The following is a 24,720-nucleotide window of genomic DNA, read 5'->3' on the forward strand; positions in this document are numbered from 1 at the left end:
TCAGTTAATACATCATAATCTTTTCAGGAATTCAGTTTTTTCTAAAATGTACAGATTGGCAGTTTTATAAGAGAGTGTGATCGGCTTCATAAATTGAAAGCCTACTCTTTTAACCAATTGATTTGCATTTTTATTGTTTGCGTCCGGCTCTCCAATAATTCTTTTGGCTCCGGATACAAACAGATAAGAAATACCACAAATCATTACATTGGTGGTAAGCCCGCTCACAGGGTTTGTTGGCGGTCCCATTAAAAGATGTATCCCGATATCGTCTTCCTGCACTTCATACATACTCCCCACCTCATCTAACTTTGGATTATAATAATCCATTTGTGCAACAGGCAGTGGATTGCCGGGGTAAAAAAACATCAGGGAACCTCCAAAACCACTCGCTAAAAATTGTTCATAATGATTATAAAGCTTTTTGTAAGAGCCATCCATTTGCCAGAAAGTTTTGGCATATTCCATATTTACCCATTTGTGTAGCATAGGAATATCTCTTGTCAAACTAAGCGGTCTTACCTCAAGCGCATAGCCCGAAAACTGCTGCACATGTAGAATCGTGGCTCGTTTAAGCTCGTCGAATGGGACTATTGAGCGCATAATCAAATTATTTAATATTTTATTATAATTTTGTTTCACAATCAGCCTGTTACCTAAACCAGCAAGCTGATTTCAATAATTAAAACACCAGACAGGTCCATTTATGAGTGACATGTTTAAAATAATAACCAGTATCAATGAGGCTGTCGAACTCATCCCCATCATCGAAAATCCTTTAGACCAATCACCCTTTATTGAACAATTTGGGAACCTGGGCGACTATGGTAGTATGCGTTTTAAGAAAATAACCTTAACTGATATTACCTTGTGGATTAGTGAGTATAGAATGACTTATGAAACCGTATTTCATGCAGAAGTTGATCACCCCATCCTGGAAGCTCATATCACGCTCAATAACCGCATGGTTCAATCCCTTGGCAAAAGGAAAAATTCAATTTTCGACGACAGAGAGTTCAATGTCACTTATGCACCTTATATGGAAAACAAAGTATTATTTCCTGCAGGCGGCGCTTATACAACCTTCGATATCCACCCGTCCGAAAAACTGTTGGAAAAGTTCTCTGTAGACTTTCCATTTCTAAACCATTTTCTGAATAAAAAAATTCAACAGAGAGAAAACATACTTCAGTTAATGGGCCATCGTAGCTTTCTAAACTTCGAAATGGAAAACATGGTGACAAAGTTGCTGGACTATCTATCCGATCCATTTCCGAGCAAAACGCTGCTTACTATTTGGTCCATGGAACTGCTCACTTCTTTTCTTTTAAGATCTCAGAATAATACATACCCACAGTACAGGTATCATAATCGTCATGTAGATGCGCTGATACACGCAAAAGAAATTGTAGAATGGGAAGCGAAGACATTTGACGATGAAAACCTCTTCTCTTCAGAGCTTATGCTTGCAGAAAAAGTGGGTTTAAGTATCTATCAACTTCGTACCGGTTTTCAAAGAACATTTGGACTACCTATTAACCAATTAAGGCTTGAAATACGCCTCCAAAAGGCCCGGTTATTGCTGTTAGACGGCAAGTACTCCGTGCTTGACGTAGCGCTAAGAACCGGATACACATCCAGAGAAGGCTTTGCCAGGGCTTTCAAAAGATATTATGGTATCACTCCCGGGTCAATCAGGCGATCGCCTCTCATTTGACTAAAAAAACCTTATTCTACATTTCTGGTCACACATGTCGGCTTTTTAGACACCCATCTTTGTGTCTGAAAGAGCTGGTGGTCTTTATCCAAATAAAAGAATAATTAGAGGCTGCTTTTCGGTGGAACTAATTATATCCGGAGCGCTCACCAGTTATCATTTTAACAATGAAGCCACATGTGTGAGATAACACTATATAAACATTACGGGCCGCGGCTCACCTTGAAAGACCCCTTCCATACCGGGCTATCCGGATTTATACCGCGAACGGGTATATCGTTGCAGTGAAGCAATGGGTATACCCTCACAGCCAACAAAAGCTTATCAGCTTTTGCACCATAAAACATATACTTAATAACAAAAAACAATAATATCATGAGACTTAATAATTTAAAATGGGCATTCCCTATCGCATTTGTAGCAGTTTGTGTAGCTTTTCTGGCATTTAAACCAGCGCCTGCTAAGCTGGCCCAAACTACTTTATACTTCAAGTATCAACCTACTTCCAACTTCAGTTCAACCTCTGTAACCTCCAACAGTAACTGGGAGTTAGTAACTCCTTCAGCAACCTGCGAACAGGAAGAGAATGACGTGGCTTGCTCTTTTAGTATCACAGTTCAAGAAGCTGATGAAGCCAGCTATCTTACAGGGTCCAACCCATCTTCAAGAGTGAAAATTCAGGCCAACGGAACTGGCACTAATTATCATGTGGCTGATGTATTGGACGATGTTACCCCTAGCAACGATCTCGAACCTGAGATTGCAAATATTGAGAGGCCTTAATTTTCAACTGAAAGGTGATCCGTTACCGGATCGCCTTTCCTTTTATCAATTTTGCGGTATTCCTGTAACTTCAATGATATCTATAGGAATTGGTAACGCGTAGTAAGATGCATTCGGTTCCAAAGTATAGGTATTGCCATTCAATAAACGTTTCAGTACAATATTTCGCCCCTCTTTATTCAAGCGTTTGATATCCATCCATCGGAGCCCCCTGAATAACAATTCCTTCCTTCGCTCCAACAAAATCCTGTCAATTACTGCCTCCCTGGAATCAGTTGTTACAGGTGTAAAATTTGCTGCCTTATACCGTTTAGACAAGAGATTATTTAAATCCGTTAGAGCCTTTTGCAAATTGTCCGAGATGCCAGCTGCATTTCTTGCCAGACACTCAGCCCTGATAAGTAAGAGCTCCGGCGTGCTGATACCGCTAAAATTTCTGCTGGTTTGCGTGTAGCTTCCTTTAAATTGATAGTAGTTCCCGGATTTTGTAAAGTAAGCCGTTCTTCTTAAATCATTTGTTTCGTAGGTATCCATCAATACAGAATCGATTCTGGCCCGCGATGCCAATACCAAAGATGAAGTCCCGGTAGTATTCGCTTCTGAGTAGAATACAGTTTCTTTGTTGAATCTTTTGAAAGGGTAGTTGATGGTTAATGCACCTAAATCCGGATCGCCATTATAATCAATCAGGTCGCTTTTAATGGACAATGCCCGATCTGCATAATGATAGGCGCTGTCATACCTACGCATGGAAAGATAAGTGCGTGCCAGTAAACCATAGGCTGCAGTTTTGGAAGGCCTGAAGCTATGCAAAGGTATATTTGGCAGTAAAGACGCTGCGAGATGCGCGTCTTTAATAATTTGCTTATAGGTTTCGGCTACACTGCTTCTTACAGAAGGATCGTTATAGTTAGAAGTTAGTCTTAAGACAATTCCTTTGTCTGAAGAAGCACTCGCCTCATCATAAGCCAGCGCATAGGTCCAGGCTAACTTGAGAAAATAGTAAGCCCTGAAAAAAAGAGCAGCGCCATGTACATGGTCCCAATTCGACGCATTGGCTGTAGTTCTCACAATTTTATTGGACATTTCCAGGCAGAAATTGGAAACATATACCGGGGAATAAGAAATGCTCCAGTCGTTCGGAAAGCGATAATCATAGGGCTTCCAGATATAAGCCTGCTTAGGCCAATCACCAAGAGCGGCATATCGATCCGGCAAACAGAAATAGTCGTCTGAAGAGGCTTCCATAAAAGAGGGTGTCCGGTTCTCATTCATAGTAGATGCATTATCCAGCAAGCCCTGCAGATCGCTGAGATTAGTGGGTATTCGTACATTATTTAAAAAAGGGTAGTCGAGGTATTTTTTACAACCACTCAGGCCAAAAATCAGACAGCTACCAGTCAGCCATAGTATCAAAAGATATATCCGTCTATAAGTATTCTTCATATTATAATATTGATATGTTGGTTAAAATTGTCAGGTTAAAAACTGCATCTGAATCCAATAGTTGCCTGCTTTGGAGGCGCATACGTATTAGGGTAATCGGGGTCTAGGTGATCCTTATTCGCACGCCAGATAATGCCCAGGTTAGCCAGGTTTCCATAAACTTGTCCGTTTTGTAAAAAGCCTTTGGTTTTTCCGGAAGCTAAATCAAATGCAATGTTCAAATAATGAAATCTTATATGGTCTCCCTTTAGGGCATGTACTGATGCGTAGCGGTAAAATGCATCCCTTCCGCCGTATTGAGGATAGTCGGAGTAGACATAGGCAGGCACATCGGTATGAAGCTCGTCTCCGGCTTTTTGCCATCGCTTGTAGTAATCCGGGTGCCCAATACCAGAGTCATGTAGTTCGCCCAGGGTAAAAGCCGTCTTTCTGAAATAGTACCCCATTTTATACATCAGGTTAAAAGAAAACGTCAACCTCTTCCACCTCAACTCATTAATTATCGAACCAAAATGCGTTGGTACTGAAGTACCTATAAAAACCAGGCTCCCACCTCCAACGCCATCAGCTGTTATAGAGTTATCTATAGCATTGTAGTCCGTGCTTAATTGCCCGTTCAGGTATCCTTGCGGGTCACCCTGATTATTGAGGCCACCCCATCTATAAGAAGTAATACTATATAAGGGCTCCCCCACTACAGGCGTAATGCTGTTTCCATCCAGCAGCATGTTAAATTCTTTGGCATCGTCGGAGAAGTAACGAGTGGTTTTACTGGCATTATAATTGTAAATCAAGGCTGTTTGCCAGTTAAAATCAGCGCGACTTATATTATTGCTTCTGAGGTTTAAATCAATACCCTGTCCCCGCATATTGGAAGTATTGGTTACTACTGTACCCTGGGCTCCCCAAGTAGTATAATCGTACAATGTATTGCCATAGAGGTCAGTACCTTTTTTAACATAGTACTCGATGCTGCCACTTATATCTTTTCCTCTGGTTGAAAAATCGACACCAATATTGAACTGTCTCGATTTCTCCCATCGCAGATCGGGATTATTTAATTGGCTAATACTTTGCGTCGGGAAATTAGTAATACTGTTGGTCGAAGACCCACTGGTAGCGAGCGGTGTTTTACGCGAGTCGATGTTGCCGCTGTAACCCAGGCTAGCTCTAAGTTTTAAAAAAGAAATGGCCTGCCAGCGATAGAACTTTTCTTTAGAAATATCCCATCCGCCTCCCACAGACCAAAGTGGGTTCCACTTATCATTGGTATTTGCTCCAAAAATATTGGCAGCATCTCTGCGCCAGCTACCACTAATATGATAGCGACTTTTATAGCTGTACTGTGCGTTCGAAAGCAAACTCACAAACCGGTTTGTGAGGCGATTTCCAATACCGGGTGTACCAGGTATTCTTGACACTGCACCGCCTATAAGTGTCCGGTAATTGGTAGCATAATTTACCGAAGCAACAGACAAGGGCTCTTCAATGTAGCCATATACAGTAAAATTACCTGCATTGATTGTTTCAACCTCTCTAATTTCTGCCCCGGAAATAAGATTTATATAATGACTACCAAAACTCCTACTATAGTTTACCTGTCCGCGCAGATTATAAGAAATAAGATTAGAAATACTTTGCGTTCGGATAGCTCCTTTTGGTATATTATACACATTAGGAGTTGTACCTGTGCCCAGGGTAGTAAAGCGATTAATAAGGTCCCGGGTGTAATAGCTTTCCTCACCTGACCACCGTTCATTACTCGTCCATTGTTTTTGATATTGATACATAGCCGTTGCATTGAATCCTTCAAAAGGCGACCAGCTTATATTAGCCCGCCCGATAAGCTCCTGCAAATGCTGTTTGGTAAAATCCTGCTTAAAATTGGCAGCAGGGTAATATAACCAATCTAACAATCTGCCATTTCCGATGGTATCCAGGAATTCTTTCCGATATCGCGGTATACCAATCGGGCTGCCGTCTCGATCGGTAAAGATTTGATAAGGCACATACCTGCTGGCCTGCGTAGTAAGAGAAGTATACTCAGGTGCGCCGTCTTTTGCAGTACTATTCGTATAAAATGCTCCCAGACTTAAACTAAGGTTTTTAAGAATCTTTAAAGTATTTTCAAAGCGCGCATTGCTTCTGCCCGTTGTAGAAAGATCGGTGTTGGTGACGCGGTTATGATTGCCTGATAATAACCAGCTCATATAGCTACTCCCGCCAGTGAGGCTCAGCGCATATTGTTGGGTAATACCTGTTTGTTGAAACAACTCTCTGAATTGTTGAAGACCGCTTTGCTCTTTCAATAATTCTATCTGCTTGTTGCCCTCTGCTTCAGGTATCTTACCCGATTTAATTTGCTGAAGTATAGAAACTACGGGTGTTAATGCCGGAAAACTGTTAACATTATCGATAACTGTATTAAAATACCCTTTATCAAATAGAAATTTTTCAATTTCAATATAATCAGAAGTTGCCATCTGGGTTCGGAGCAGAGAATGGGGATCCGGCTTCTCCGTGATAATTACATTACTGTTGAAACTAACTTTTAAAGGCTGATTCAGCTTTCCTTTTTTAGTAGTGATAACAATTACTCCATTACCTGCTCTCGCACCCCAAATACTGGCGGCAGCTGCGTCTTTGAGAATACTGACACTTTCTACTTCATCTGGATTGATATTGTTGATATCGCCTTCGTAAGGAAAGTCGTCCAATATAATAAGTGGGCTCAATGGCCCATCTATGGTGCTCAGCCCCCTGATTGAAATATCATTTGGGGATCTGCCACTGGCGCTGCTTCCAGATTTACCAACATTAAACAACAAGCCATTTGTAACACCATTCAACCGTTGCAGGATGTTCGTTCCGGTTTGTTGATTAAGCATCTTATTATCTATAACCGTTACTGATCCGTTTATTTCATTAGGCTTAACTTTTTGATAGCCGGTATTTACCCAAACCTGTTCCATTTCTCCTTCTACAGGTGTAAGAGTAGCAGTGTATACATACTGGCCTGATTTAACGACTATCCTGTTGCTGACAAAACCGATGTAAGTGACATAGAGGGTATCCGGAAATGCAGACACCTGAATAGCGAAATGACCTTCCGTGTTTGTTTGTGTAATAACGCCAGCGTTTTTAGATTGGATACTGGCGCCTGCTATAGGGCGCTTGGTTTCTGCATGTACTACAGAACCGCTGATTGAGGTTTGTGCCGATAGTGTACCTGTTAGCAACAGGAATACAACTCCAATACAAAAATGTTTTATCATAAGGTTAGAATTTAGCGTTGTAATTGATTATTTCTTTTTAGATAGCCGCGACGGTCTAGATCATGTTTCATCTGGCTCAGATAAGTTTTGAGAATCTCGGGAGTGACGAAGGAGGATGAAGTTTGTGCAATCAACACATTGTCGGGTGCTATCCAGGCATAGTGCGGATTATACTGTTTGTGTATATACTGCTGCAAAAGCGTATCGTTGGTAATAACAGGTATGCGTAGTTTTTGATTATTGGCTTTTTGCCAACGTTCAATTGTAGCTTTAACAATATTGCTATCCTCAGGAGTAATTAATACTATCTGTAACTCCTGTTTAAAAACCTGCTGCAACGAATCTAATTTTTTAAAAGATTTGATACACGGTATACAAGTCGTGTTCCAAAAGTCGAGTAATAAAAGCTTTTGATTGTTTTGTTGAAAACCGGATAAGGTGGCTTTAGATTCGGTATAGTTAAGCACCTGCGTAAACACGATATCAGGCAGGCGGTCTCCTGTGTATAATGGTTTAATTATATTGGATTGGGCAGTTGCGTATAGGCAAAGTATGGCCACTACGCTGCATAGCGTTATTTTTTTCATATTGAATTAAGTAGTTAAGAAAATAAAAATCAGGTTAGGCTTTGATCATATTTATTTCGGTTTTGATATCGGCATTAAACATTAAAATAGGTTTTGTCGTTTATTTTGTAATCATCTTTGTCGGATAGGCGCAGCTAATTCAGGTAAACTATTAACTGTCTACTATCCCTGATTATGTTAATGATATTAACTCCCAATAAGAATAAAATAGCCGGGGTAGGCATACCGCACCATGAGAACGTTGCGGTCGCCGCCCGGCCACTTTATCTTTATACCGGCATTTTAGGCTTGCAGGCGTACAATACCTTAAATGCTATGGCATGTGAAAAAACGTTTTGATATGGTGTTTTAATACTCATCATGTATAGGTTTCCGATGAGCCTTTGGTAAGTGAGTTACACAAGCAGTAATAGAAAGGCGTGGAACTCAACTTACCGCATTAGAGGTACTGGTATACCCACACACAGATAAGAGAGCCCACGCCGTAACGTGGGCATTCCACTTATCATCTCGTGTGTTTAAAAATTACCAGTTTTCTAATGCGAGACTCAAAGCAAATGCTTAAAATTATTTCATAACAAAGTTAATGTTTATCTAATCATTATACTCCTTGAAATCGAATTAAAGATAAAGAGAATATTTTAATACGGCTATATATGACCGTGATTTTTTTTCAAATAATTGACACCTTGTTTGGCCAAAAATTATAAGGCAAAATGGATAAGGAGGAAATTAAAAAACTAAACCTGGCTTTTGGTGAAAATCTTCGAAAAATTCGAGATTCAAAAAAAATTTCATTGCTGCAATTATCTTACAATTGCTCAATTGATGAAAGCAAGATATCTAAGATTGAACACGGCCGGTTTAATATAAAGCTGTCAACTGTATTTGAGTTGGCTAAAGGCTTAGATATAAGTCCCGAAAAATTATTACACTTTCCCTTTGAACAAGAAATGTGAGAATTCGCAAATGGGTTAATAGCTTCTAATAGACCTACTTCTGCTGCAATGGCCACAGGGAAAAGGTTCCAGGAGAATGGGCTTGGTGAAGTTTGCGGGTACGCTGTTTTACAATAAGAAAGCGTTATTTAAGCATATATATTGGCATGACGATCTGCTAAAAAAAGAGGTGGAAACCCTGGTCTGAAAAGACCCGGAGACCACCTTCTACCTTCTAAACAAAATTCTTATAATAACTTCTTAAACTTTCAGCCTTATTATACGGGCAATTGATCGCTAGATTTCTTCAATTTTTTCTTTTAAAAAAGTGGAAAGACCTGATTTGGAAAAACCGGGATTTCCACTTGCTGTAAGCCTTAACTCTAGTTTCTTTATTCCAAATAGCTTGACCAATTGTAAAACCTTTATTTTATACCTTATTATTGCGCTCACCTTTAATCCATCTGTATTGCAATAATTGCCTTCAAAAACCTCATCGAAAATACAGCAGCTTACAAAAAATAGCTTTACCAATCGTATCTTTTTATTGTTCATTTGTATCACGCTTTTTAGGGCCACATGAGTCATTATCTATATACAATAACGCACTAAAGAGTGGAGTAAGCCGGCCTGGTAAGGAGATCTTTAAAGATTGTATATATAATTCCCCTTCATGGGGGTATTATATGCACATAAGGTAATACTACACCACATGTGAAAATTTGTCTGTATTATATATCAGCTATTTACAATAAGCCCGCAATGGGGCACAGGTATTGCAACTGGTGTAAGCAGATGAACGAAATAATAGTGAGGAAATCTTTTACGGTGGATCTGCAACAAAAACGCCTTTGGATTAAAATTTCGATACCTTATCTAAACCGGACATTCATGTCCTATTAATAATTCTTAAATATTCATATAATGAAAAAGATGGCAACTCATTTGGCACTTATCGCCTGTGCTATGTTATTGGCAGGGTCAGCCTCTGCTCAAACCGATACTACCGAAAGACCTGTACCAGATACCGTGGGTCGGCCTATACCAGACGACACCACCCGGATGCCACGGGACAAGAAACGGCACAAAAAAGACAGGAAGATGCCCAAGGACAGTTTAAAAGTAAACAACCCGACAGCCATGCTTGATGCACAATGGAATAGTGCCTTTTCGGTGCCAGACGCATATACGAACCGGGACTTTTTAAATACGAAAGCAAATTACCTTAAGCAAGAGGAGCATACGGCAGCATAATATGCGCTGGTTTAAAAAAAGCTCCGTTAAAATCATTGCCTTTACCAATGATAGCAATTTAAGATGTAAGGTAAAAGTACTGAGTTATAAGCCGCTCTCCTCAGTAGAACCGCCTCTTACAGGGGCGGTTTTATATTTGAAATGGTTAATTTCTACTGGATATCAGTTGCGTAAATCAAAGCAGCTAGCAGCACTTCATTTTTATTGGCCGGCAATTCGTAATGTTTCAATAAAAGAGCTAATTTGCGTTGTGTCCAGTCTTTATTTCACTTCGCTTAACTCCGGCAGTAATGGTAATTGTTATTATATAGGTAATGATGAGGAGGCTGTATTGATAGATGCCGGCTTATCCTGCCGCGAAACTGAAAAAAGAATGGATCGCCTGGGCCTTAGCATGAAAAAGGTGAAAGCCATATTTATTTCTCATGAGCACGGCGACCATATCCGGGGCCTTGAGGTAATGTCGCGCAAATATCAGTTACCGGTTTATATTTCCTCAGCCACGCTTCAGCATTCCGGCCTAAAACTGAATGCCAACCTGGTGCGTCCGTTAGTGGCCGGAGCCACCATTCTTGTCGGAACTTTGCTGATCAATGCGTTTTTAAAAAACCATGATGCGGCCGATCCGCATAGCTTTACAGTTGAAAACAGTGCAACCTGCATCGGGATATTTACCGACATCGGAAAGGTTTGTGAGAACCTGAGTACCCATTTTAAACGATGCCATGCGGCTTTCCTGGAAGCCAATTACGACGAAGTAATGTTGCAGAACGGACGCTATCCCTATCATCTCAAAAACAGGATCCGAGGTGGTCGCGGCCATTTATCGAATAAAGAAGCGCTGGATTTGTTTATTTCCTGTAAGCCAGCTTACATGAGCCATCTGCTCCTCTCCCATCTTTCGGCTGATAATAACCATCCAGACCTGGTTCGTGATTTATTTACCGGGCAGGCCAACGGCACCCATATTATAGTGGCCTCCCGCTACCAGGAAACACCGGTATATACAGTTTGTGGTAGTAAGGCTTTGCCTGCAGTGATATCCCAGCCATTGGGGCAATTGGCGTTATTTTAGAGTTGGGTACAAGATGTTTTTAACCATTCAGGAGTTAAGGAATATAAAGAGTTATAGCTAACAATTACAAATGACTTGACTACCCTTAACTACTTGTGTTTTAATCTAAATCATCGAGAAATTAAGAACAATTAAGCGCGCACTTTGGGTAGTAAGATCAATCTTAACACCCTGATTTTTTAACCATTGAGGAATTAAGGGACATTAAGAGTGAGCACGGGGTTATGCTGAAATTTAACAGCCTTAACGGCTTGATCCAATAGATCCGTTGCCTCCTAATATTGTTTGCATAGCATCTGCTTTAAAGTTTAATTACAATACCGGGAATTCATTTAGTTTTGAAAGCGGCATTATATCTAAAATCACTCCAAATTTAACCATATGAATTTTGTATCGCTTGAACCTTTTATTCCTTCAGGCAACAATTTTGATAAGGCCAAACTGTTTTTCCAGGAGCTGGGGTTTGAACCAGAATGGGAACAGGAAGGCTTAGCTGGCTTTAAGCAAGGTAATTGTAAATTCATCCTGCAACAATACGACAATAAGGCTTTTGCCGAAAACCTGATGATATCTGTAAAAGTGTCTGATATCAACGCCTTTTATGAGCAGGTTGCAAACAGAGATCTTCCTGCAAAATTTGGTATTCCTACTATTGGGAAACCGGTACAACAGCCTTACGGCAAAGAAGTAAATATTATTGATCCGGCCGGTGTTTGCTGGCATTTTATCCAGTCTTAGTGTGGCATATTAAAACAAAGGAACCTCAACAACAAAGTGAATACTCATATTCAACGTTTATCTAAAAGGGCATCGGAAAGCTGTTGATGGATGAAGCAGTTTGCTGGACTATTGAAATAGGATTGAGCATATCCTGGTAAGGCGCACAGCTCCTGTTATGAAACATCAATTGATTATAAAGCCAGCGAACAATTTTAAATGCTCTTACATGGCCGGGTCTCATCGGGGACCGTATATTGGTGGGATGCCGTTTCGATATCGGATTTGAGCCCCGCGGGGGCGGCATGTAAATAAAAGAACGCCCGTTCAGTGACGAACGGGCGAAAAAGCTTTGAAATTCTTTCTTATTATCTCGTGATTAACATCACCAACAAGATTACAGCTCTCTCAGCTTAATATTTTTGAACCAAACATTATTGCCATGATCCTGCAGGGCAATAAAGCCTGAGCGAGAGTCCCCACCGGCATTCATAAAGTCAGCCCAATCTTTAAACTTACTGTTCAATACCATATTCTTCCAGTCCTCGTTCCAAAGGGTATATTCTACCACTTTTTTGCCGTTCAGGTAATGCTGTACATGGCCGTCTTTAATGATGATCCGCGCCTCATTCCATTGGCCAAAACCTTTGTCCACCTGGGGCGTGGCCGGGATCATATCATATAAGGATGCCGATTTGCGGTTACCATTTTTACCGGCCTTAGCGTCGGGGTGATTCTCATTATCCAGCACCTGGTACTCAGGAGCAGACTGATATATCTTTTTGCCCGGTAGCTCCTGCCCCAGGTATAGTATACCGCTATTAGCGCCTTTGTCCACCTTGTACATCAGCTGCAATTCAAAATTTTTAAACTTTTTATCAAACAAAAGGTCACCCCGCTCATTGGTCGTTGGAGACTTTGCATTGATCTTTAAGGCGCCATCCTCAATGGTCCAGGCATTGGGTATATTCGTCATATTATATCCCTTCCATCCTTTCATGGTTTTTCCATCAAACAGTGTCACCCATTTTCCTTTTTTCTGTGCGGTTACATTCATGCCCACCAACAATAAAGCCAACAGGCTGCCGAGTACTAACTTAAGTTTCATTATTTAGTTTTTATAATTGATAATTCACTTCCCAACCCGGTCTGTAAGTTCTTTTTACAAACTGGTTCACGGCATCAAAGTTAGTCACCCGCATGGCATTTTTATCCCATAATAATTTCAGGTTGCGTGCCGGGTATTTATTGTCGATTCGCAAATCGGCGCCACGAATAGCCAGGTTGGCCATTAGCAAGGCTTCTGTTAACGGACCTGCCATTTCAAAAGGAGAGCTTACTTCTTTTTTACCATAGCCCGCAATACAGGCATCCACCCATTGTGCCTGGTGGCCGCCCGCCCCATTTGGCACACGTGCATAGCGTTGTTGTACCTTTTTCGCCTGCTCGTTTAAAGACAAAGGCAACAACCGCGCCTTTTGCCCATAGGTATCAAACAGCATTTTGCCTTTCGTTCCTTCCATCAATATTCCATTGCCTCCGTCTCCAAACAGGTCATTGGCGCCCAGTTCTACCGGCCGGGTAGGCTGAATTCCTCCGTCCATCCAATGCAGCTTAATTGGTCCCTTTGTTTTTGAAGTTTTAGGGAAGGTAAGCGTAGCATGGCTTGAGGGCGGACAAGCCTCCGGGAAATAACCTCGTTTAAATTCATCTACATAAACCGTACCCACGCTGGCTTCTACATCCTGTACATATTGCAGACCCAACACGCTAAAAGGCACTTCCAGCATATGACAGCCCATATCGCCCAAAGCACCGGTTCCATAATCCCACCAGCCCCTCCAGTTAAAGGGAACCAGTTTGTCAATATAATCTTTTTGAGGAGCCGTACCCAACCAAAGATCCCAGTCCAGATGCTTGGGTACGGTAGCCGCTTGTTTGGGCCAGGCAATACCCTGCGGCCACACGGGGCGATCCGTCCAGCAATACACCGTATGAATATCGCCCACCAGTCCCGCTTCAAACCATTCTTTCGCTAGTCTGGGGCCATCATCCGATGCACCCTGGTTGCCCATTTGCGTAACTACTTTATAACGTTTAGCAGCATGAGTTAGTACACGGGCCTCCCAGATATCATGTGCCACCGGTTTTTCAACATATACATGCTTACCCAGCTGCATGGCGGCCAGGCATTGAATGGTGTGCTGATGGTCGGGTGAGGAAATAGCCACAGCATCTATATTCCGGTGCTCCTTCTCCAACATCTCCCGGTAATCTTTATAATACTTTGCCTTAGGAAACTTTGTAACACTACCAGCCGCACGCTGATCGTCCACATCGCATAAAAAGGCCATATCTACTTTTGCATGCTCACCAATCTTATTGGTATTGGCACTGCCTCTTCCGCCAACACCAATACTGGCTACCTGAAGTTTATCGCTGGGGGCTATAAAACCTTTGCCACCCAATACATGGCGGGGTACAATCATAAATGCCGTAGATACTACCGCAGCATTTTTTATAAAATCGCGTCTATTTTTCATTTGTTGATGTCAAAGCTCGTTATAAGGGTATTTTAATTGGGCTCTAAGATAATATTATTGAGCTGTATTCAGAATTTAAATAACCCTTACTTAGTGACGATGCTATAGACCAGGAAGACATTGATCAAATTATATATAAAACAGATGGGAAAGTATAGATTGGCATGAATGAAAGCCGCTACTGAATATTCAACTCATATTTTATACTTCTGCCCTCTCCTGTTTGAATAACAATATTTTTATCCACCAGGTCCTGCAAATCCCTGGTAGCGGTAGCTCTTGACGACCTGGTAATAGATACATATTTCAAAGATGTCATTCCCCCTTCAAATTGATCCAATCCTAAATCAAACATCTTCATAATAATTTTTAATTGACGTTCATTCAGTTGAGACCTATGTCTATTGAGAAACTTAGTTTTGTTTACAGTAAACAGGATCATCTGTCTTGCATTTTGCTGAGATTCGAGGATAATGTTGGAGAAATAATGTATCCAATCAGTTATATCCAGTGTTCGCTGAGCTGACTTTAAAGCAGTATAATATTGCTTCCGGTTCTTTTCAATAGTACTGGAAAGACTCATCAAAACAGGTCTTCCGAGCGACTGTGAGAGACATTTTTCAGCAATCGCCCGGCCTATCCGCCCATTACCATCTTCAAAAGGATGGATACTTTCAAAATATAAGTGGGATATCGAAGTTTTAATGAAAATATTTTTAATATCAGTTACCGAAGCCTCAAAACGATTATACCACTTCACAAATTTCTTCATTTCATGAGGAACCTGGCTGGATGGCGGTGCTTCGAAATGAACTACTTCTTTGCCAAAAGCACCCGAAATAATTTGCATAGGCTCCTTCCCGGTTCTGTAGGATCCGGCATTGATATAGGCATTCCCTTTCATCAGATCATAGTGCCAACTTTTTAGCGCCGATTCCGTCAGTTTATCCTGGAAAGATTTTCTTGCATTTACCAGAAGGGTGGCAATGCCCTGGGACTTTTTATCTTTTATATGAGTTAGGTGGTCTGCTATTCCCAATTGCTTTTTAAGCGAAGACATCATATCCTCTCTGCTAAAAAATTCTCCCTCAATTTCAGAAGTTTTAAGTGCCTCTGCAATCATAAACTGAAGAATCGTATCTTGTTGTATTTCTTCTGGCTGTGCATCTAAAAGGCCCTTCAGTTCGCCTGTTTCCAGCGCAAAATCGATTATCAGTGAATCTATAACAGAATCATCAAAAGTAAAATTTGCCCAATCGGCATGTTGCCAGTTATAATTCATGAGTCAATTACTGAAATTAATTGCCTCAAATATAGCTAAAAAATGAGGCAATTACCGAAATTAATCGCCTCAAATAAAGGCAAATTATGAGGCAATTAGGGCAATTAATCGCCTCATCGGAGTAAGTACTGGATAAAATAGCGTAAATAAAAAAGCTTCGGAGTAACCCGAAGCCCGATACGATTGACCTCCATTTACAAGTCAATGGTGCTTCCTGAAGATAGGTCTCCCTGCTCAAAAGAGACGCTCATTTTGTTAGAAGAACTGGCATCAGTAATATTAATGTTAACCGTTGTAATGGTTTTTCTTTTAAAAGTCACATTGCCCGAAGCTACCGGCACTTCTACTCCATCGGCACGGATCAGTTTAACGGCAACAGGTAATACTTCAGTGTATACATCATTTAAACTAGTGTATACATCATTTAAACTGGCACAGGAGGCACAGCTAAACGAATAAATGTCCTGGATCGTTTTATTGGGTGTTGTTGTTTCTATAAACTGATCAGGCGCACCGCCCATTGTAATTTTCAGGCGACCGCTTGTAAGTCCGGGTGCAACAAATTTCGCCCCAAATACTACTCTTTTCATCGCAATATTTAATGCCCCATTCTGACTCGGCTCGTAGTCTGCAGCGATACCGTAGTACCTGTCAACAGAAGGATTTCCGAATGTATAGGTCGGGCCATAGTTTGCCAGCCAGGTATAGCCGTTACTCATATTATTCAAACTTGTAATGGAGGATACTATAAAATTAGGAGTAATGGCTGTGCTGTACGCCCCCGGACCGCTGTTATTAAAGGGCGCCCAATATCCACCACTAGTTGAGTGTATCTTAGTTTTTCCTTCTTTAATTACCATTGCTTCGAAGCGATAGACATTACCCGACACCAGGTTGATGGTAGTATTATCATTATTATCGAATAAGCCATAAGCATACGGAAGATCTCCGCTCTGACTGCCTTTCACTCTTGAGTAAACTTGTACTCCTAATAAATCAGTAGATGACACTGATCTTGGTAAAGTTTTATTAGCCAAACTACTTAATGGGGATTCATCGGTTACATTTAGCTCGCCTTTCAATCCTAAGGAAATAGTATACGCTTTTGCATTGGCTTCCGGCTTGGCCGTTTCGTTCTTGCTACAGGATAACAGGAACACGATGGCCGAAGCCATTAACAGTTTTTGTTTCATTATTGATTTTTTGATTAAAAGGCAGCGAACATAGAGCGATTATATAGCATTATCTCGGGGGAAACCGTAATGACTATATGCTAGAATTCACTACAGGTACCTACATTTTAGCCGTCTTATCCAAAAAATCTTTAGCTTCTTTCAAGCCCAGGTGGGCAGACTGCTGCAGCCAGTTACGGCCTTTCGTTTTATCGGCTGTAACACCAATACCTTCAAAATAGATCATTCCCAGGTAATACATGGCTGCCGCATTAAACCGCTCTGCTGCTTTGGTATATTCTTTAATTGCTTCAGGAATATCATTGGCACCGCTTAATCCTTTTTTGTATATCTGACCCGCCGATACAAACTACTTTCTAAGAATTCAGCCTATTCATCCCGCTGCCTTCACACTATTCGAATTGAAAACATTTTATATATTTTATGTAATTTTAGATTGCTACATCCATCACCTAAAACAAAGCTCATACCTATGATCTCGCTATCGCCAGTTCAAACAGGGAATTATCTGATCGATTCCATTTGTTGTAAAAAAGACGTCCCCCTGTATCTACGAACAAGAAGTTTCTATCAATTTTAAAATAAAAACAGCTACCATGATAAAAAACACGAAAATCAATGTTAATGGTGTAGAGATTATCCTCTACCAGGACAAGCAACAAGACTTTATTTCACTAACTGACATCGCCCGTCATAAAGACGCTAAAAGTACTGATGACATCGTCAAGAATTGGATGAGAAACAGGAATACCATTGAACTTTTAGGATTCTGGGAAACCATCTATAATCCAGATTTTAAACCCGTCGAATTCGACAGGTTTAAAAAGCAAGCAGGATTGAACAGTTTCGTAATGACTCCCAAGCGGTGGATTGAAAGTACCAATGCTATTGGCATTGTGTCCAAAGCCGGAAGATATGGAGGAACCTTTGCCCATAAAGATATAGCTCTGGAGTTCGCATCCTGGATCTCTATAGAATTCAAGTTATATATAATCAAAGAATTTCAACGCCTGAAAGATGAAGAAAACAACCGCTTGAAACTGGATTGGGACTTACAAAGGACCATTTCTAAAATAAATTACCAGATACAAACTGACGCCATTAAAGAAAATCTTATACCGCAGGCAATTACTCCCCAGCAAGCCGGTTATGTATATGCCAGCGAAGCCGATCTGCTCAATGTTGCCCTTTTCGGTATTACGGCCAAGCAATGGCGGGACACCAACCCAGGCCGAACAGGTAATCTCAGAGATCAGGCTAACTTAGAGCAACTGGTGGTGTTAAGCAATATGGAAGCCATTAATGCTTTGTTGATCAAACAAGGATTATCACAGCGTCAAAGGCTGCTTCAACTCAACCAGGTAGCTATCGCACAAATGAAATCACTGATACAGAATAAAACCATGAAGAAGCTCAGGTAACTTCAAACAACCATTATTACTTAAATAAATCATAATTGGATTAGCAACTGTAAGTATTACGATATGCCAACGAAAAAAAATCATCTTTATCTCTTTTAATTTATTTTGAACAGCTAACTTTATCAATATCATATATTGCTATGCCAAATCACAAAATACATCATGGGCGAAATGTAAAAGGTTTTCGGGAAATGTTGGGAATAAAGCAAAAAGACTTAGCTTCTAACCTGGGTGATGACTGGGGTCCAATAAAGGTGTTTATTTTGGAGCAAAAAGAAACTATACATGAGTGCTTGTTAGAAGAAATTGCAAAAGCTTTAAAGATACCTACTGAGGCTTTTCGAGAATTTAGTTGGGAGGACGCTACAAATAGCATCGGCAACAATATGAGTAAAAATACCTACAACTACAGTGTTATCCCAATCTGGAGACTTTTCGGCCAGGCCCCCGGAACCTGAGAAATCTGCAATTTTGTAGCAACTGTTTGTTTTAAGCAATATGGAAAACCTACTTGATGATAGACAGGCGTTAATGCCCTGTTGATCAAACAAGGATTGCCGCAGATCGAAAGACTGCTCCAACTTACAACGTAGCTATCGCACAAATGAAAATACTGATACTGACTAAAACCATGAAAAAGCTTAGGTAATCGCCAAAAAATCAACAACTTCGCTACTATATGAACATAATGCCAGTAATATAGTACATCAACTATACTACTAATCAGACTTATCTCTATACCGAAAAAATCAAAATGCCATCCGGCCTTGAAAAAATTGCGTTAAGAAGGCCATTGAAGTAAACCGTTAAGAAGCCGCCATTGTCTGAGCCTGCATAGTCTATATAACTACCTTTAGCTAAGGAGCGAGTTTGGCGGGTTTAGGTTTACAAGATGGCCTTTAGCAAATTTTTTCACAGCCTTGACTTTTTTTGTTACTTTTTTGCGTTAAGGCAAAAAAGTAAGCAGGCCAACACTTCTAACGCACTTATCAATACAATAGACATCTCCAACAAAGAAAAAATCACCCTCTCATAACTTTTTCCCAATCTCGTAAACCCCTCTCCGCATCTCGTAAACAGGTGCGCTACTCCTGCGCCTACATTTGCGCCTCAATAAACCAATATCAATGCGTAAACTCCTCTTACTACTGGCAGTACTAGGTATTGCAACCCTTATTCATGCACAAACAGGAACCATTACCGGCAAGGTTACCACCTCCGATGGTAAACCTGCCGAACTCGTAAATATCACCCTCGATAAAACCAACCGTGGCGCTACGGTAAATGCCGGAGGCCGGTATACCATTAATAAAGTATCCGCAGGTACCTATACTATTATCGCCAGCTTTAGCGGGCTCATCAGCCAGCAAACAGCAATAACCGTAACAGCCGGACAAACCACCACGGCCGACTTCCAGCTTACCGAAAGCAATGAAGAGCTGCAGGAAGTAGTGGTACGATCTTCCTCGCATAGCGTTACCAGTAAGGCTTCTGATATGATTGCCCGTATGCCCATCCGCAACCTGGAGAATCCGCAGGTATATAATATCGTAGGTAAAGAGTTGATTAAGCAACAAAATATTATTGTCTTAACGGACGCTTTTGGCAATGCCCCAGGCGTTATGCCCATCTTATACCCCAGCGGTGGTATCGGCGCTTTGTCCAGGGGTTTTTCAACCGATGTTAATGCACGTAACGGACTGCAATCTACTGCCGGGCGCTCCAGTGCCGATATTGCCAATGTTGAGCGTATCGAATTTATTAAAGGCCCTTCGGGAACTTTATTTGGCGGCGGCATTTCTTCTTTTGGTGGTGTGGTGAACCTGGTTACCAAAAAGCCTTTCGAAACTTTTAAAGGCCAGGTAGATCTTTCCCTCGGGAGCTTTAACCTCGGCCGTATCAGCACCGATATCAATGCACCGCTTAATAGCAACAAGAGCTTACTCTTCAGAGCCAATGGCGCTATACAAAAACAGGACAGCTATAATGAGCGCGGCTTTTATAACAGCGCCATCTTTGCGCCCAGCTTATTGTATAAAGCAACGGACCGGTTAAATATATTGGTAGATGCAGAGATCTATAGTGTTAACTCCGTGCGCCCCAGCTATACCCGTATTGATGAAAGCGCGGGCATCCGCTCCTATGCCGATCTGCCGCTCGACTATAAAAGATCTTTATTAAGCAACGACCTGGATGCCAAAAGCACGGGCAGCAAGTTTTTTGCAGAAGCTAAATACCAGATCAATGATAGCTGGACTTCCACTACAGCCCTGGCTTTTACCAACGAATATGTAGAACGCAGCTACCAGGACTATCCCGTTTGGTATAGCCGTGACAGTGTAGCTATCGATGTATCCAAATACGGGCCGGTAAGCAATACTTACACCAACTTCCAGCAGAACTTCAACGGCAGCTTTAAAACCGGTTCTTTAAAACACACCTTCCTGGCGGGTCTCAATTTCACCCAGGCAGCCGGCTACGGACAAAGCGGTGGTACCGGTGTCATTCGCAGACTATCGGTAAACAGTACCGGCAAAGTAGACCGCACCCTGGTGGACAGCGCGCTGGTGCCGGGCAAACTGATGGATTGGGGTACTTTGAAAAACATCACTTATGCTGCCTATGTATCGGATGTCATCAATTTTAGTGATCGCCTCTATGCTATGTTAAGCCTGCGGTACGATTATATGGATGCCCGCTCTAAAGGCCCCTGGGCCAGTCCCTACACACAGGGTTCTTTGTCTCCCAAACTCGGGCTGGTTTACCAGGTTATCAAAGACAAAGTATCGTTGTTTGCCAGTTATATGAACGGTTTTCAAAACTATCCGCCCATTAGCCAGCCCGATGGCGCGCAGTTTACCGTAAAGCCCATTTATGCCGTGCAGTATGAAGGCGGTGTAAAAGCCGAGCTGCTGGATAAAAAGATCAATACCACTTTAAGCTACTACTATATCGACATCAACAATGCCATTCGTTATACGGCCGACTTCTATGCCTTCCAGGATGGAAAGCAGGTAAGCAAGGGTATTGAGTGGGACTTCACTGCTAATCCTGTTGCAGGTCTTACAATGGTTCTTGGTTATGGCTATAACGATAACCGCATCATCAATACCGAAGGGCTCGAAGGTAATAAGGTATCCAACGCCCCTACCCATATCGGTAACTACTGGATCAACTACCAGTTTCAAACAGGTTGCTTAAAAAATTTCGGAATCGGCGCCGGTGGTAATTATGTATCGGATGCTTATTTCGACGATACCAATTTGTTCCTGCTGCCTGCTTATCATATTATTGGCGCTACTGCCTTTTATGAAAATGATAAATGGAGAGTAGGCGCCAAACTCAACAATATCGGCAACCAGAAAAGCTGGGGCTTCTGGGGCGCGCCCAATCCCACCCGAAATTTCGTAGCCAACTTCACTTTCAAATTCTAGGGTTTGAAACTCAAGAAAGGCATTGGCAAAATACACCTCTGGCTCGGGCTTTCGTCCGGGCTGGTGGTTTTTATACTGGGCTTTACCGGTTGCATACTGGCGTTTGAATACGAGCTCAAAGACCTCTTTTATAAAGACCGCATTTTTACCGAACACAAGCCCGGCGAGCCCATGGCGCCTGTTAGCCGGCTGCTGGCTTCGGCAGCGCAGGCCCTGGGAAAGGATTTTAAACCCGATGCCATTCGCTTTTATGAACCCGGCAGAAACGTACAGGTAGGCGTATACCAAACCAATGAAGAGGGCTGGCATATGTTCAGCCATATCAAAGCCTATAAAACCGTTTATGTAAACCCTTATACCGCCCGGGTAGTGTATGTAGAAGATACGAAGTACGAATTCTTTTACCTCGTATTCTCCCTGCATTATGATCTCATGCTCGCCCGCACCGGTGAAAAGATCGTAGGCTGGGCCACGGTTATTTTTATTGGGTTGCTCATTACCGGGCTGGTGTTATGGTGGCCAAAGAACAAAGCCGCTGCCCGGCAACGTTTTGCCTTTAGGTGGAAAGCCACCACGCAATGGAAACGTAAGAACTACGACCTGCATAATATACTCGGCTTTTATGCGATGCTGTTGGCGCTGTTGATGGCCCTTACCGGGCTGGTATGGGCATTTACCTGGTTCGACAATAGCGTGCAATGGCTGGTAAATGGAGGTAAACATACACCCAAGTGGCCCAGCTTTCAGTCAGACAGTACTGCCACGCCCAAAGCAGCTGTGTATGACAGTATATTGGCCCACATGAAGCAGCAGGCGCCCAATGAAAAAACCTATTATATCAGTGTGCCGGCCACTTCATCAGAAAGTATTTATGGTTATGCCCAGTCCCTCAACAAAAATTATAAGTGGACCGGTTTTTATTACGATCAGCAAACCGGCAAAAACCTCTGGCTCAACCGGTATAAAGACCGGCTGCCCGGCGACCAGCTCCGTAATATGAACTTCGATATACACACCGGCCTCATCCTCGGTTGGCCCGGTCGTATCCTCGCTTTTTGCGCCAGCTTTATTGCCGCCGGTCTCCCCATCACCGGCTTTTACATCTGGTGGGGGCGAAAGAAGAAAAAGATAAGGCCTGCAGCTTCTCGTGATCGTCATCCCGACTAAGTTTTGCCTTAGCAAAACGCATGGAGGGATCTCGGGCTACGAAGCGAGATTCAGCTATACGTAGAGGTTTCTCGGCTTCACTTCGTTACGCTCTCCAAAGGAGTCCTTCGGACGAAACGACGGGCCTCTTCCCACCGTCACCCTGAGCGAAGTGCAACGAAGTCGAAGGGTCACATTACGGAGCGAGATTTGGCTATGCGTAGAGATTTCTCCCCGTCCCTGCCCGTTCCGATCAGGCGGGCGTACCGGCACGGGCGGGCGCTTCGCTCATTGCATGAGCTCCGGTCGAAACGAAGAGGGTATCCTTTTAAGATACCCCCTGCTAAACTCCTTTATCGATTTTACGGTTTTTTATCCCACCATACTTTTGACAAGAAAGAATCCCCATTCGTCATTCTGCCTACAGCTTCCTGCAGATTGGCCTTGTTCAACTCCGCCTCCTCACTCGAGTAAATGGCCCGCCTGGGTATCTGGCCATTGGTAGAGCCGGGATTAGGGCCGGGCGTTAGTTTGGGGTAGCCTGTACGACGCCATTCAGCAAAGGCTTCCATATTGCGGCCAAATAAACTGATCCATTTTTGGGTGGCTATTTTCTCCATCTTCTGCTCATCGGTCAATCCGTTTAAATTGATGACAGTTTGCTCATACGATGCTGGTACAGCGGTAAGGTTGTAAGGAGAAAGTGCAAAAGCAGCTTTTACGCCATCTGTAAAATAAGTTTGCGCATTGGCACTGGTAGCGCCCCAACCCAGTAAAGCCGCTTCAGCTTTGTAAAAACTGATATCTGAATAGGTCATTGCATAAACCGGTATGGGCGCAAACGTAAGACTAAACCAGGTAGAAGTGTTGGCCGTGGAGTAATTGGTGCGTATTAATTGTGACAGCTCATTATCTGTTAAGGCCACTCCAATGCCCCTGTAGGTGGCCACACCACTTACAGTAACTGGCTGGGCCAGCAAGGGTAAGCGGGGGTCGCTGTAGTTTTTTAATACATCTATTAATGTGTTGGCTAAATAGCGCAGGTCTGCACTACCGGTGGTTACCTGGCGCAGCACAGGATTTTGATTTTCGGCCTGCGCATTGTTAAAGGTAGGAACAGCAGCATTATCACTGTTGGCAGCTATAAGCCCCAAAGGAGAAGTCATAGATTCGGTTACTATTTTTTGAGCTAAAGAAGCATTCGCATACCGCATCCTCATCCCCAGTTTGAGCTTTAACGAGTTTCCGAATTTTTTCCATTTATCAATATTACCGCTATAGAAAAAATCTGAAGTGCCGTAAGACGGATCTCCGACAGTAAGCCGCGCCAGGGCAGCATCCAGCTTTGCCACTAATGCAGGATAGATGTCCTCCTGCCTGTCAAATTTTGGGGTGCGGTTAATCTCTTTATCACTAGTAGTAACGTCTGAATAGGGAATATCGCCATACAGATCGGTTAATCGCTGGTACAAATACACTTCGTAGATCTCCGTCATAGCTAACTTGCTTCTCCCTTCCAGTGCCGTTTCTTTGCCGCTTAGCTCCTTCTTGATCTGGATAATATTACGCAACAGCGTAAAATGCTGCGACCATACCTGGTTGTCCGGCCCCTCGAAATAACGGGATACCGGTACTACCGGACCACCGGCCCAATGCTGGATCCACGACCCGAATTTGGTGTTAGGCAATTCCCCTGATTCCTGGAAGGTACCATCCCGGAGAATCCTGGCCATCAACAACCCTGGATCTACCGTGGTTACCGAGGTGGGTGGCGTATTTATTTTTTCGAAGTCTTTGGTGCAGGCGCTAAACGTAGCCATTGAAATAAGGCCTGCAGCGCATATATTTTGGAGTATATTTCTTGTCATTTGTTTCTTTTTTGTTGACCAGCCAAATGCGTTGCGGCTGG

General features: G+C 42.4%; 21 protein-coding genes. 10 read left to right on the forward strand and 11 right to left on the reverse strand.

The window, feature by feature from the left end; genetic code table 11:
* Positions 1–12: 12 nt before the first annotated feature.
* Positions 13–603: a GNAT family N-acetyltransferase gene (locus tag ACLOAU_RS18210; RefSeq protein WP_427863337.1), complete on the reverse strand. Its 591-nt coding sequence runs from the start codon at positions 601–603 to the stop codon at positions 13–15.
* A gap of 112 nt (positions 604–715) precedes the next feature.
* On the opposite strand from ACLOAU_RS18210, the gene ACLOAU_RS18215 reads away from it, so the two are divergent.
* Both ACLOAU_RS18215 and ACLOAU_RS18220 read left to right on the forward strand, forming a co-directional pair.
* Positions 716–1,717, forward strand: a complete 1,002-nt coding sequence (locus ACLOAU_RS18215) for a helix-turn-helix transcriptional regulator (RefSeq protein ID WP_427863338.1) — start codon at positions 716–718, stop codon at positions 1,715–1,717.
* Positions 1,718–2,092: 375 nt separating this feature from the next.
* Complete coding sequence (locus tag ACLOAU_RS18220; RefSeq protein ID WP_427863339.1) at positions 2,093–2,500, forward strand: hypothetical protein; 408 nt, start codon at positions 2,093–2,095, stop codon at positions 2,498–2,500.
* Between the two features lie 45 nt (positions 2,501–2,545).
* Here the strand turns inward: ACLOAU_RS18220 and ACLOAU_RS18225 are convergent, their stop codons facing one another.
* From ACLOAU_RS18225 to ACLOAU_RS18235, 3 genes are read right to left on the reverse strand one after another with little or no spacing between them, the layout of a single operon-like run.
* Positions 2,546–3,946, reverse strand: a complete 1,401-nt coding sequence (locus ACLOAU_RS18225) for a RagB/SusD family nutrient uptake outer membrane protein (protein WP_427863340.1) — start codon at positions 3,944–3,946, stop codon at positions 2,546–2,548.
* A 35-nt stretch (positions 3,947–3,981) separates the two neighbouring features.
* Entirely contained in the window at positions 3,982–7,221 is a 3,240-nt protein-coding gene (locus ACLOAU_RS18230) for a SusC/RagA family TonB-linked outer membrane protein (protein WP_427863341.1), read from the reverse strand.
* Between the two features lie 11 nt (positions 7,222–7,232).
* Positions 7,233–7,808, reverse strand: a complete 576-nt coding sequence (locus tag ACLOAU_RS18235; protein WP_427863342.1) for a TlpA family protein disulfide reductase — start codon at positions 7,806–7,808, stop codon at positions 7,233–7,235.
* A gap of 716 nt (positions 7,809–8,524) precedes the next feature.
* Here ACLOAU_RS18235 and ACLOAU_RS18240 point away from each other — a divergent pair.
* Positions 8,525–8,767, forward strand: a complete 243-nt coding sequence (locus ACLOAU_RS18240) for a helix-turn-helix domain-containing protein (RefSeq protein WP_427863343.1) — start codon at positions 8,525–8,527, stop codon at positions 8,765–8,767.
* Between the two features lie 276 nt (positions 8,768–9,043).
* Here ACLOAU_RS18240 and ACLOAU_RS18245 read toward each other — a convergent pair whose 3' ends face one another.
* Complete coding sequence (locus ACLOAU_RS18245) at positions 9,044–9,301, reverse strand: hypothetical protein (RefSeq protein WP_427863344.1); 258 nt, start codon at positions 9,299–9,301, stop codon at positions 9,044–9,046.
* Positions 9,302–9,670: 369 nt separating this feature from the next.
* Between ACLOAU_RS18245 and ACLOAU_RS18250 the strand changes: the two genes are divergently transcribed.
* From ACLOAU_RS18250 to ACLOAU_RS18260, 3 genes are all read left to right on the forward strand, one after another.
* Positions 9,671–10,000 (forward strand): hypothetical protein, encoded by a 330-nt coding sequence (locus tag ACLOAU_RS18250; RefSeq protein WP_427863345.1) that lies wholly within the window; start codon positions 9,671–9,673, stop codon positions 9,998–10,000.
* A gap of 250 nt (positions 10,001–10,250) precedes the next feature.
* Positions 10,251–11,075 carry an MBL fold metallo-hydrolase gene (locus ACLOAU_RS18255; RefSeq protein ID WP_427863346.1) on the forward strand — a complete coding sequence of 275 codons (825 nt, stop codon included), beginning with the start codon at positions 10,251–10,253 and terminating at the stop codon, positions 11,073–11,075.
* A 381-nt stretch (positions 11,076–11,456) separates the two neighbouring features.
* Positions 11,457–11,813, forward strand: coding sequence for a VOC family protein (locus ACLOAU_RS18260; protein ID WP_427863347.1), 357 nt, complete (start codon positions 11,457–11,459; stop codon positions 11,811–11,813).
* 376 nt (positions 11,814–12,189) lie between these two features.
* Here ACLOAU_RS18260 and ACLOAU_RS18265 read toward each other — a convergent pair whose 3' ends face one another.
* The 5 genes from ACLOAU_RS18265 to ACLOAU_RS18285 form a co-directional block, all read right to left on the reverse strand.
* The gene (locus tag ACLOAU_RS18265) at positions 12,190–12,900 is read right to left on the reverse strand and encodes a 3-keto-disaccharide hydrolase (protein ID WP_427863348.1); all 711 of its coding nucleotides are present in this window, start codon (positions 12,898–12,900) and stop codon (positions 12,190–12,192) included.
* Between the two features lie 10 nt (positions 12,901–12,910).
* The gene (locus tag ACLOAU_RS18270) at positions 12,911–14,335 is read right to left on the reverse strand and encodes a Gfo/Idh/MocA family protein (protein ID WP_427863349.1); all 1,425 of its coding nucleotides are present in this window, start codon (positions 14,333–14,335) and stop codon (positions 12,911–12,913) included.
* A gap of 178 nt (positions 14,336–14,513) precedes the next feature.
* Complete coding sequence (locus ACLOAU_RS18275; protein ID WP_427863350.1) at positions 14,514–15,617, reverse strand: Fic family protein; 1,104 nt, start codon at positions 15,615–15,617, stop codon at positions 14,514–14,516.
* Between the two features lie 194 nt (positions 15,618–15,811).
* On the reverse strand, positions 15,812–16,810 hold the full coding sequence (locus ACLOAU_RS18280; RefSeq protein ID WP_427863351.1) for a hypothetical protein: 999 nt from the start codon (positions 16,808–16,810) through the stop codon (positions 15,812–15,814).
* Between the two features lie 100 nt (positions 16,811–16,910).
* Complete coding sequence (locus ACLOAU_RS18285; RefSeq protein ID WP_427863352.1) at positions 16,911–17,051, reverse strand: hypothetical protein; 141 nt, start codon at positions 17,049–17,051, stop codon at positions 16,911–16,913.
* Between the two features lie 355 nt (positions 17,052–17,406).
* Here ACLOAU_RS18285 and ACLOAU_RS18290 point away from each other — a divergent pair, with 355 nt between their 5' ends.
* The 4 genes from ACLOAU_RS18290 (at position 17,407) to ACLOAU_RS18305 (ending at position 22,832) form a co-directional block, all read left to right on the forward strand.
* Positions 17,407–18,231 (forward strand): KilA-N domain-containing protein, encoded by an 825-nt coding sequence (locus ACLOAU_RS18290; protein ID WP_427863353.1) that lies wholly within the window; start codon positions 17,407–17,409, stop codon positions 18,229–18,231.
* A 140-nt stretch (positions 18,232–18,371) separates the two neighbouring features.
* Positions 18,372–18,689, forward strand: a complete 318-nt coding sequence (locus ACLOAU_RS18295; protein WP_427863354.1) for an XRE family transcriptional regulator — start codon at positions 18,372–18,374, stop codon at positions 18,687–18,689.
* Positions 18,690–19,358: 669 nt separating this feature from the next.
* Positions 19,359–21,665 (forward strand): TonB-dependent siderophore receptor, encoded by a 2,307-nt coding sequence (locus ACLOAU_RS18300; protein WP_427863355.1) that lies wholly within the window; start codon positions 19,359–19,361, stop codon positions 21,663–21,665.
* Positions 21,666–21,668: 3 nt separating this feature from the next.
* A complete protein-coding gene (locus tag ACLOAU_RS18305; protein WP_427863356.1) occupies positions 21,669–22,832 on the forward strand; it encodes a PepSY-associated TM helix domain-containing protein in 1,164 nt (387 codons plus the stop codon).
* 341 nt (positions 22,833–23,173) lie between these two features.
* Here the strand turns inward: ACLOAU_RS18305 and ACLOAU_RS18310 are convergent, their stop codons facing one another.
* Entirely contained in the window at positions 23,174–24,679 is a 1,506-nt protein-coding gene (locus ACLOAU_RS18310; RefSeq protein ID WP_427863357.1) for a SusD/RagB family nutrient-binding outer membrane lipoprotein, read from the reverse strand.
* Positions 24,680–24,720: the final 41 nt, after the last annotated feature.

Source organism: Paraniabella aurantiaca (assembly GCF_050309965.1).
Classification (GTDB): Bacteria; Bacteroidota; Bacteroidia; order Chitinophagales; family Chitinophagaceae; genus Niabella.

Bases quoted from the DNA above. Each gene is read 5' to 3' on its own strand.
- ACLOAU_RS18210 (WP_427863337.1), bottom strand. From the start codon at position 603: ATGCGCTCAATAGTCCCATTCGACGAGCTTAAACGAGCCACGATTCTA.
- ACLOAU_RS18215 (WP_427863338.1), top strand. From the start codon at position 716: ATGTTTAAAATAATAACCAGTATCAATGAGGCTGTCGAACTCATCCCC.
- ACLOAU_RS18220 (WP_427863339.1), top strand. From the start codon at position 2,093: ATGAGACTTAATAATTTAAAATGGGCATTCCCTATCGCATTTGTAGCA.
- ACLOAU_RS18225 (WP_427863340.1), bottom strand. From the start codon at position 3,946: ATGAAGAATACTTATAGACGGATATATCTTTTGATACTATGGCTGACT.
- ACLOAU_RS18230 (WP_427863341.1), bottom strand. From the start codon at position 7,221: ATGATAAAACATTTTTGTATTGGAGTTGTATTCCTGTTGCTAACAGGT.
- ACLOAU_RS18235 (WP_427863342.1), bottom strand. From the start codon at position 7,808: ATGAAAAAAATAACGCTATGCAGCGTAGTGGCCATACTTTGCCTATAC.
- ACLOAU_RS18240 (WP_427863343.1), top strand. From the start codon at position 8,525: ATGGATAAGGAGGAAATTAAAAAACTAAACCTGGCTTTTGGTGAAAAT.
- ACLOAU_RS18245 (WP_427863344.1), bottom strand. From the start codon at position 9,301: ATGAACAATAAAAAGATACGATTGGTAAAGCTATTTTTTGTAAGCTGC.
- ACLOAU_RS18250 (WP_427863345.1), top strand. From the start codon at position 9,671: ATGAAAAAGATGGCAACTCATTTGGCACTTATCGCCTGTGCTATGTTA.
- ACLOAU_RS18260 (WP_427863347.1), top strand. From the start codon at position 11,457: ATGAATTTTGTATCGCTTGAACCTTTTATTCCTTCAGGCAACAATTTT.
- ACLOAU_RS18265 (WP_427863348.1), bottom strand. From the start codon at position 12,900: ATGAAACTTAAGTTAGTACTCGGCAGCCTGTTGGCTTTATTGTTGGTG.
- ACLOAU_RS18270 (WP_427863349.1), bottom strand. From the start codon at position 14,335: ATGAAAAATAGACGCGATTTTATAAAAAATGCTGCGGTAGTATCTACG.
- ACLOAU_RS18275 (WP_427863350.1), bottom strand. From the start codon at position 15,617: ATGAATTATAACTGGCAACATGCCGATTGGGCAAATTTTACTTTTGAT.
- ACLOAU_RS18280 (WP_427863351.1), bottom strand. From the start codon at position 16,810: ATGAAACAAAAACTGTTAATGGCTTCGGCCATCGTGTTCCTGTTATCC.
- ACLOAU_RS18285 (WP_427863352.1), bottom strand. From the start codon at position 17,051: ATGTATTACCTGGGAATGATCTATTTTGAAGGTATTGGTGTTACAGCC.
- ACLOAU_RS18290 (WP_427863353.1), top strand. From the start codon at position 17,407: ATGATAAAAAACACGAAAATCAATGTTAATGGTGTAGAGATTATCCTC.
- ACLOAU_RS18295 (WP_427863354.1), top strand. From the start codon at position 18,372: ATGCCAAATCACAAAATACATCATGGGCGAAATGTAAAAGGTTTTCGG.
- ACLOAU_RS18300 (WP_427863355.1), top strand. From the start codon at position 19,359: ATGCGTAAACTCCTCTTACTACTGGCAGTACTAGGTATTGCAACCCTT.
- ACLOAU_RS18310 (WP_427863357.1), bottom strand. From the start codon at position 24,679: ATGACAAGAAATATACTCCAAAATATATGCGCTGCAGGCCTTATTTCA.